Annotated in this window: 8 protein-coding genes; 6 read left to right on the top strand and 2 right to left on the bottom strand. The window is 71.5% G+C overall.

Translation table 11 applies throughout. The features are described 5' to 3' along the window. Positions 1–591, bottom strand: a 591-nt coding sequence (locus G3I19_RS31685) for a PucR family transcriptional regulator ligand-binding domain-containing protein (RefSeq protein WP_203600746.1), incomplete at its 3' end; no start/stop codon positions are given. Positions 592–1066: 475 nt separating this feature from the next. Between G3I19_RS31685 and G3I19_RS31680 the strand changes: the two genes are divergently transcribed. From G3I19_RS31680 to G3I19_RS31665, 3 genes are all read left to right on the top strand, one after another. Next, a complete protein-coding gene (locus G3I19_RS31680) occupies positions 1067–1891 on the top strand; it encodes an FAD binding domain-containing protein (protein ID WP_164267160.1) in 825 nt (274 codons plus the stop codon). Continuing rightward, positions 1888–4815 carry a molybdopterin-dependent oxidoreductase gene (locus tag G3I19_RS37810; RefSeq protein WP_239074962.1) on the top strand — a complete coding sequence of 976 codons (2928 nt, stop codon included), beginning with the start codon at positions 1888–1890 and terminating at the stop codon, positions 4813–4815. The genes G3I19_RS31680 and G3I19_RS37810 overlap by 4 nt, the downstream gene beginning before the upstream one ends. A gap of 185 nt (positions 4816–5000) precedes the next feature. Beyond that, positions 5001–5495, top strand: coding sequence for a molybdopterin-dependent oxidoreductase (locus G3I19_RS31665; protein ID WP_164267159.1), 495 nt, complete (start codon positions 5001–5003; stop codon positions 5493–5495). A 177-nt stretch (positions 5496–5672) separates the two neighbouring features. Here G3I19_RS31665 and G3I19_RS31660 read toward each other — a convergent pair whose 3' ends face one another. After that, positions 5673–6092 carry a TOBE domain-containing protein gene (locus tag G3I19_RS31660; protein ID WP_164267158.1) on the bottom strand — a complete coding sequence of 140 codons (420 nt, stop codon included), beginning with the start codon at positions 6090–6092 and terminating at the stop codon, positions 5673–5675. Positions 6093–6271: 179 nt separating this feature from the next. On the opposite strand from G3I19_RS31660, the gene G3I19_RS31655 reads away from it, so the two are divergent. The 3 genes from G3I19_RS31655 to G3I19_RS31645 form a co-directional block, all read left to right on the top strand. After that, positions 6272–6667, top strand: coding sequence for a helix-turn-helix transcriptional regulator (locus G3I19_RS31655; RefSeq protein ID WP_164267157.1), 396 nt, complete (start codon positions 6272–6274; stop codon positions 6665–6667). A gap of 182 nt (positions 6668–6849) precedes the next feature. Continuing rightward, the gene (gene modA / locus G3I19_RS31650) at positions 6850–7653 is read left to right on the top strand and encodes a molybdate ABC transporter substrate-binding protein (RefSeq protein ID WP_164267156.1); all 804 of its coding nucleotides are present in this window, start codon (positions 6850–6852) and stop codon (positions 7651–7653) included. A 242-nt stretch (positions 7654–7895) separates the two neighbouring features. Beyond that, a partial coding sequence (locus tag G3I19_RS31645; protein ID WP_239074961.1) for an ABC transporter permease occupies positions 7896–8812 on the top strand: 917 nt, incomplete at its 3' end.

Below are 8812 nucleotides of genomic sequence, written 5' to 3'. Positions count from 1 at the left end.
GGCGCGCTGCACGGGCAGCTCGGGTGCGGACGGCGTGCGGCCGATGGTGCGGCCGCCGGCCGCCAGCAGATAGCAGGGCAGCCGGCCGAGGTGCGCGAAGGCGCGGTCCAGCAGCTCGGTGGGGCCCGCGCCGTCCGCGAGCAGCCGGGCCAGCTCCGTACGGACGTTCTCGGGCAGCGCGTAATGGTGCGCGGGGCGGCGGCTGAGGTCGCCCCACTGGCGCAGATAGACCGCCTCCGTGATGGCGCGGAAGCTGGTCCGCGCGGGGACGGAGAGCAGCGGCACACCGTGTTCGCGGCAGGAGTCGACCAGGGCGCCGGGGACGGCGCCGTGGGTCTCCTCGCCCGCGAGGAGCGCCGTAGCCCCGGCCGAGCGGAGCGCCGAGACGAAGTGGTCGGTCTTCGCCGGGCTGGCCTCGGGGCTCCACCAGACCAGCCCGCTCAGCACGATCTCGCCCTGCTGGAGAAAGCGGGCCGGGTCCTCCAGGTCGGTGGCGGTGACACCGCTGATTTCCCGGGTGAGGAGCGGACGCTCCCCCCAGAGCAGGGCCAGATCGAGCGATTCGAGCTGGAGAAGTTGTTCGACGTGCATGCTCTGGCTCCTTGTACGGCGCCCGACCTGAAGATCCGGCATCTCACATTCACTAGGCGAGTGCGAGTGGAACCATCGTAAATGCCAGGGGGCGATGGCGGAATGCCCTTTGGTTGATCGTCCAACCAGCGGGCCGGGCCGCTGGTTGATTTCCGTGGCTGGAACCAGTCGTGCCGGGCCGCGGCGCGTTGCTTCACTGGCGGAGCACATGCCGACCGCGCGGCGGGCGCCGGACGGGGGTCGGCGGCCGCCGGTCCGGCAGCACCGCACCCGACGCCGCGGAGCAAGCGGAAACCAGCGGAGCAAGCGGAAACCGGCGAGCAAGCGGAAATCAGCAGAACCAGCAAAAGCCCCGGGCAGCGGAAGCCCGGGCAGAAACCCCGGGCAGCGAGTGCCCGAGCCGCGAGCAGCGGAAACCCCGAGCGGTACGAGCCGGGAGCGCGCAGCGCCCGGAGAAGGAACAAGGGGGAGCGGTATGGATCTCAATACGGTGGCCGAGGTGTGCGATCCGCGCACCGGGCCGGTCTGGCGTCCCGGCGACTACTGGCTGGGCGGCGGCACCTACCTCTTCTCCGAGCCCCAGCCGCAGCTGCGGCGGCTGATCGACCTCAGCCGGATGGGCTGGGAGCCGCTGACGGAGCTGCCCGACGGCGCACTGGAGATCGCGGCGACCTGCACGGTCGCGCAGCTCTCCCGGTTCGGCAAGGCATGGCGGGTCCCCGCCGCGCCTCTCGTCGAACAGTGCTGCCGGGCGTTCCTCGCCTCGTTCAAGATCTGGAACATGGCGACCATCGGCGGGAACCTCTGCAACGGTCTGCCCGCCGGCCCGATGATCTCCCTCACCGCCGCGCTCGACGGCGTCTGCCTGCTCCGGGCACAGGACGGATCGCTGCGCCGGCTGCCGGTCACGGACTTCATCCTCGGGGCCGGCGTCAAGAACCTGGGCCAGGGTGAGCTGCTGCGCTCGGTCACCCTGCCCGCCCGCGCGCTCGCCTGCCGTACGGCATTCCGCCAGGCGTCCCTCTACGGGCTCGGCCGCTCCGGCGCCCTGGTCATCGGCACGCTCGACCCGCTGGACGGCTCGATGGCGATCACGGTGACGGCCGCGACCGTACGGCCCTTCCGGTTCTGGTTCCCGCTGCCGCCGTCGGCGGCCGAACTGCGCGCGGCGATCCTGCGGGAGGTCCAGGACGACGACTGGTTCGACGACATCCACGGACTCCCCGAGTGGCGCCGCCACATGGCGCTGCGGCTCGCCGACGAGATCCGTTCCGAACTCACCGACGGCGGTGCCCGATGAGCTACGAGATCGAAGTGAACCAGCGGAAGTTCGACGCCGAGCCCCGCCCGGGACAGTGTCTGCGCACCTATCTGCGGGACCGCGGCTGGTTCGGTGTGAAGAAGGGGTGCGACGCGGGGGACTGCGGGGCCTGCACGGTGCATGTGGACGGTGAGCCCGTGCACAGCTGCCTCTACCCCGCCGTACGGGCCGACGGCCGCTCGGTGACCACGGTGGAGGGTCTTGCGCAGGACGGCGAACTCCACCCCGTACAGCAGAAGTTCCTCGACGCGCAGGGCTTCCAGTGCGGATTCTGCACCGCCGGGTTCCTGATGACCACCGCGGCGCTCGACGACGACCAGCTGGCCGACCTGCCCAGGTCCCTCAAGGGAAACCTGTGCCGCTGCACGGGCTACCGGGCGATCGAGGACTCCATCCGCGGGGTCAGGCACGCCGAGGAGCCCTGCGCGGGCCAGGCCGTCGGCCGCAGCCTGCCCGCCCCCGCCGGGCCGCAGGTGGTCACCGGCACCGCGCGCTACACCTTCGACATCAATGTGCCGGGACTGCTGCACATGAAGCTGCTGCGCTCCCCGCACGCGCACGCCCGGATCGTCTCCATCGACACCGCGGCCGCGCTGCGGGTGCCCGGCGTGCACCTGGTCCTGACCCACTACGACGCACCGGAACGCCTCTACTCGACGGCGCGCCACGAACACCCGGAGGAGGACCCGGACGACACCCGGCTGCTCGACGACACGGTGCGCTACGTCGGCCAGCGCGTCGCCGCGGTCGTCGCCGACAGCGAGGGGGCGGCCGAGGAGGGCTGCCGCCGGATCGAGGTCACGTACGACGTACTGCCCGCCGTGCTCGACCCCGATGAGGCGATGCTCCCGGGCGCTCCCGTCGTCCACGCCAAGGACGGGAAGCAGGCCAGGATCAGCCGCCCGCAGGACAACGTGGTCGGTGAGACGCACGGGGAGATCGGCGACGTCGAGGCCGGTTTCGCCGAGGCCGACGTGGTGTACGAGCAGGACTTCGAGACCCAGCGGGTGCAGCACGCCAGCCTGGAGACGCACGGCGCGGTCGCCTGGTTCGAGGACATGGACGAGGGCCTGGGCGGCGAGGTGGGCTCCGCCGTCGGGGTCGACCGGGTGAGCAGGACCAGCGGCACGGACGGGACCGCCCGCGCCGGGGGAGAAGAGGGGCAGCGGGCGGAGGAGGACGGGGACACCGTCCGTACCGACGGGATTCCCGCTCCGCCCGAGGGCCGGCGGCTGCTCGTACGGACGAGCAGCCAGACCCCGTTCCTGACCCGGCGCGCGCTCTGTGTCCTCTTCGAACTGCCCCTGGAGAAGGTGCGCGTGGTCGCGGGCCGGGTCGGCGGCGGCTTCGGCGGCAAGCAGGAGATGATCGTCGAGGACATCGTCGCGCTCGCCGCGATGCGGACGGGCCGCCCGGTCAAGCTGGAGTACACCCGGGCCGAGCAGTTCTACGGCGCCACCACCCGCCACCCGTTCCGTATCCGCATCAAGGCGGGCGCCCGCCGGGACGGCACGCTCACCGCGCTCCAGCTGCGAGTGGTCTCCAACACCGGCGCGTACGGGAACCACGGCCCCGCGGTGATGTTCCACGCCTGCGGCGAGTCCCTCTCGGTGTACCGCTGCCCCAACAAGAAGGCGGACGGCTACTCCGTCTACACACATACCGTCCCGGCGGGCGCGTTCCGCGGGTACGGGCTCGGGCAGGTCGTCTTCGGCATGGAGTCCGTGCTCGACGAGCTGGCCAGACAGCTGGACATGGACCCGATGGAGCTGAAGGCACGCAACATCATCAAGGCGGGTGAGCCCATGCTCACCGCCGACGGTGAGGAGGAGGACCTGCACATCGCGAGCTACGGGCTCGACCAGTGCCTCGGGATCGTCCGCGACGCCCAGCAGGAGGAGCGCGAGAAGGCGGAGCGGGACCCGGCGGCCGCGTCCCTGGGCGTGCCCGACGGGTGGCTCGTCGGCGAGGGCTCGGCCCTGTCGATGATCGCCACAGGTCCGCCCGGCGGGCATGTCGCCGACGCCCGTGTCTCGCTGCTCGAGGACGGCACCTTCGACCTCGCCGTCGGTACGGCCGAGTTCGGCAACGGCACCACCACCGTGCACCGCCAGGTCGCGGCGGGTGAACTCGGCACCACCGTCGGACGGATCACCGTCCGGCAGTCGGACACGGACGTGGTGCGCCACGACACGGGCGCCTTCGGCTCGACCGGCACCGTGGTGGCGGGCAAGGCGACGCTGCGGGCGTCGGCGGCCCTCGCGGCATCGCTGCTGAGCTTCGCCGCCGCCCATCTCGGGGTGCGGCCCGACGACTGCCGGCTGGTCGAGGAGGCCGTCGAGTGCGGCGACCGCCGACTGCTGCTCAAGGAGGTGTACGCCGCCGCGCGGACGGCGGGCCTGGAGCTCGCCGAGGACGGGCACTTCGGCGGCACCCCGCGGTCGGTGGCCTTCAACGCGCAGTGGTTCCGTATCGCCGTCGACCCGGGCAGCGGCGAGATCCGCATCCTGCGCAGTGTGCACGCGGCGGACGCGGGCAAGGTGATGAACCCGATGCAGTGCCGCGGCCAGGTCGAGGGGGGAGTGGCGCAGGCGCTGGGGGCGACGCTCTTCGAGAACGTACGGATCGGTGACCGCGGCCAGGTGACCACGCCGGCCTTCCGTATGTACCGGCTGCCCGCCTACGCCGATGTGCCCCGTACCGAGGTGCACTTCATGGAGACCGAGGACGCGATCGGCCCGCTGGGGGCGAAGTCCATGAGCGAGTCCCCGTTCAACCCGGTGGCCCCGGCCCTGGCGAACGCGCTGCGGGACGCCACCGGTATCCGCTTCACCGAACTCCCCGTCACCCGCGACCGCGTATGGCGCGCCATGGACCGGCGGGCGAGGGGCGTGGATGCGTAGCACCGCAGGCAGCGCCGGGCCGACGGCAATCTCGCGTATGCCGCCTTCGGCAGGTCTTCTCACTCCTATCAGCGAGCACGATGGGCCGAATCGACCCGCATGTGTGGTTCAGGCGCTGATCCGGTGGGCATCATGGGCTCCAGGCAAGGGCGGACGCCGAGTGGCCCGCCTGGAGGGGGAACCCTGTGAGTGGAGTCAGCGCGCCATTCCGTACCGTCCGTGCGGTCTCTCGGGCGCCCAGAAGCCTTGTGCTCAAGGGCGAGTTGATCCGGCCCGTCGCGCTGACGGTCGCGGATCTGCGGGCCCGGTGGCGCCAGCGCCGTGCGGAGGTGGTCTTCGACTGCGCGAAGAACGGGCCGCAGCACCACACCTTCGAGGGGCCGCTGCTGCGCGATGTCCTCAGCGACGCGCGGCCGGCCTTCGACCCGGCGCGGCGCAAGGACCGCTCCCGCTATCTGCTGGCCGTCACCGGCGGGGACGGGCACCGCACGGTGCTGTCCTGGGCGGAGATCGACGCGGACTTCGCGGACTCGCCGATCCTGCTGGCCACCGCGCTGGACGGGCGCGGTCTGGACATGACGGGCAGCCAGCTGGTGGTTCCGTCCGACCGCTGCGGGGCGCGCTACATCAGCGCGATCACGAGTGTCTGGGTCGGCACCTGCACCTTTGCCGAGGTCTAGGCGGTCCGGGAGGTCCGGGAGGCCCCGGGGGTCAGGGAGGTCCGGGAGGCCCCGGGGGTCCAGGAGGTCCAGTAGGTCTGGGAGGTACGGGAGGTACGGGAGGTCCGTTGGCTTCCCCGCGCGGCCGGGCCGCCGGGTCCGCTGTCGCCACCGTCGCGGCTGCGGACCGGCCCGCCGTCAGACGGTGGCGAGGGAGACCTCGGTGGACTTGATGAGTGCGACGACGGACGTGCCGGGTGCGAGACCCAGCTCGGTGGCCGACTCCTTGGTGATGGCCGCCGTCAGCTCGGCTCCCTCGACGGAGACCTTGACGCTCGCCATGGCTCCGCCCGTGGTGACGTCGGTGACCGTGCCCGGAAGCCGGTTGCGGATGCTCAGCCCGGCGACCGCGCCGGTCGCCAGGGAGATCTCGGTGGACTTGATCAGGGCCCGTACGGCGACGCCTTCGGCGATGCCGAGCTCCCGCGCGGCCTCCAGGGTGATCGCGGCGGTGACCTCCTGGCCGCCGCCGAGGTGGACCTTGACGGTGGCCATGACCGCTCCGTCGGTGACGCCGGTGACGGTGCCGGGGAGCTGGTTGCGGATGCTCAGAGACATGGAGGAACCTCGCACACGGAGTGGGATGTCGGGTTTGCGATATTACGTCCCCGGTCTCGCGTGCGCGCCCGCTGTCGCCGGACGGTGCTTCGGGTCTTCCTCCAAGGGGAGCGGCATCTGCCATATAGCTTCGACTGATGAATTGCAAATGCGAGCCAACTGGGCATATCTTTCCGCATATGCAGTCCTACACGATCGGTCAGGCGGCTCGTCTGCTCGGCGTCAGCCCCGACACCGCTCGTCGTTGGGCGGACGCCGGCAGGGTCGCGACCCACCGCGACGAAGCCGGCCGCCGGCTCATCGACGGACGTGATCTGGCCGCCTTCTCGATCGAGATCGGACAGAGCGCGGCAGGCGAGGACGACGCGTCCTACACCTCGGCGCGCAACGCTTTCCCCGGCATCGTCACCGCCGTGAAACTCGGCGATGTGGCGGCCCAGGTGGAAATCCAGGCCGGCCCGCACCGGCTGGTCTCCCTCCTCACCAGGGAGGCCGTCGAAGAGCTCGGCCTGGAGGTCGGCATGCAGGCCACCGCCCGCGTCAAGTCGACCAGCGTGCACATCGACCGGACCTGAGTCCCGTGCCGGCCCAGAGCCTGTCGGGTGCCCGCCCCCGCAAGCAGCTCCCCAACCCAGCGGCGTCGCCCTTCCCCGCACCCTCGGACCAACCCGAGCCGGGAGGCCCCCATTCGGCGTGGCTCGTCCCCATCCGCTCGGGCAGCAACAGTGCCGCCCGTCCCTCAAGGAGTTCCACCCTCATGTCTCGTATCCTCACCCGCCGCCGTACCGCCACCGCGATCGTGACCGCGGCCCTGCTGCTGCCGCTGGCCGCCTGTGGCGGCAAGGACGACAGCAAGAAGGACACCGGCGCCCAGGCTTCGGCCTCGGGCACGCCGAAGGCCGATCTGACGGTCCTCGCTGCCTCCTCGCTCACCGACGTGTTCGGCGCCGCGAAGAAGGTGTACGAGAAGGAGCACCCGGGCACGAAGATCACCTACTCGTTCGCCGGGTCCCAGGAGCTGGCGACCCAGGTGAAGCAGGGCTCGCCGGCCGACGCGCTGGTCACGGCGGACACCAAGACCATGGACGGCCTGAAGTCCGACGTCGGCACGCCGGAGATCATCGCCAAGAACCGCCTCGTCATCGTCACGGGCAAGGGCAACCCGGACAAGGTCCACACCCTGAAGGACCTCGCCAACAGCAAGCTGAAGGTCGTCCTCGCGGCGCCCCAGGTGCCCGTCGGCAACTACAGCAAGCAGGTGCTCGACGCCCAGAAGATCAAGGTGAAGCCGGTCTCGCAGGAGGTGAACGTCCGCGCCGTCCTGTCCAAGGTCGAGCTGGGCGAGGCCGACGCGGGCATCGTCTACAAGACGGACGCGGCCACCGCGCCCGGCAAGGTCCAGGCGGTCGACATCCCGGACGCGCAGAACGCCGTCGCCTCCTACCCGGCGGCGACCGTCAAGGGCTCGAAGCACGCGGCAGCGGCCGCCGCGTTCGTGAAGTGGCTGGACAGCCCCGAGGCGCAGAAGATCCTCCAGGGCGCGGGCTTCCAGAAGCCGTAACGCGGCCCAACCTCCCGTGTTACGCGAGACGTTCGCCGTAACACGGGCCAACTTCCCCGTACGGGGCTGTCCTTGCCATGCTGACGGTGGACAGCCCCGTACGGTTTCGCCGTGTACGGCTCCGCGGTCACGGCTCCGCGGTCACGGTTCCGGCACCCCGGCCGCCGGCATCCGGCATGCCGTTCACAGGGCCCCCGATCACAGCCCCCCCGATCGCAAGCCCCCCGATCACAGGAACCCCGATGAGAAGCATCCGCATACGCGCCCGTACGCCGCGCACCGGCGCCCCCTTCGCCCTCGCGCTGCCCGCGCTGATCGCGATCGCGTTCCTGCTGATGCCGCTGATCGGCATCCTGGCCCGCACCTCGTGGGGCGAGCTGGGGACACATCTGACCAGCCCGGACACGACCCAGGCGCTGCGGCTCTCGCTGCTGGTCTCCTTCTGGGCGCTGGGCCTCTCACTCCTCCTGGGGGTGCCGCTGGCCTGGCTGCTGGCGCGCGTCGACTTCCCCGGCAAGACACTCGTACGCTCCCTCGTGCTGCTGCCGATGGTCCTGCCGCCCACCGTGGGGGGTGTGGCGCTGCTGCTCGGGTTCGGGCGGCGGGGGCTGCTCGGGCCCTGGCTGGAGAACACCTTCGGCATCGTCCTGCCCTTCCACACGTCGGGGGCGGTGGTCGCGGCGACCTTCGTGGCGATGCCGTTCCTGGTCATCAGCCTGGAGGGCACGCTCGCCGGGCTGCGCCCCCGCTACGAGGAGACCGCGGCCTCGCTCGGGGCCTCGCCGGTCCGGGTGTTCTGCACTGTCACCCTGCCCATGGTCGCGCCGGGCCTCGCCGCGGGCGCCGCGCTGACCTGGGCGCGTGCGCTCGGTGAGTTCGGGGCGACCATCACCTTCGCGGGGAACCTGCCCGGCACCACCCAGACGCTGCCGCTCCAGGTCTATCTGCTGCTCCAGGACTCACCCGAGGCGGCGACGTCCGTCTCGCTCCTGCTCCTCGTCATCGCGATGGCAGTCCTGGTCGCCCTGCGCGGGCGCTGGACCGGCGGGACGGCCGAGCGCACGGCGAAACCCGCGCCACCGGCCGACGACACCGACCAGCCGGGCCCCGGCTTCGGCCCCGCCGACTCCCCGGGCGGCACCACGGCCGGCGGCGCACC

This window comes from Streptomyces sp. SID10853 (genome assembly GCF_010548145.1).
Classification (GTDB): Bacteria; Actinomycetota; Actinomycetes; order Streptomycetales; family Streptomycetaceae; genus Streptomyces.
This window is presented reverse-complemented; position numbering and strand designations above follow the sequence as displayed.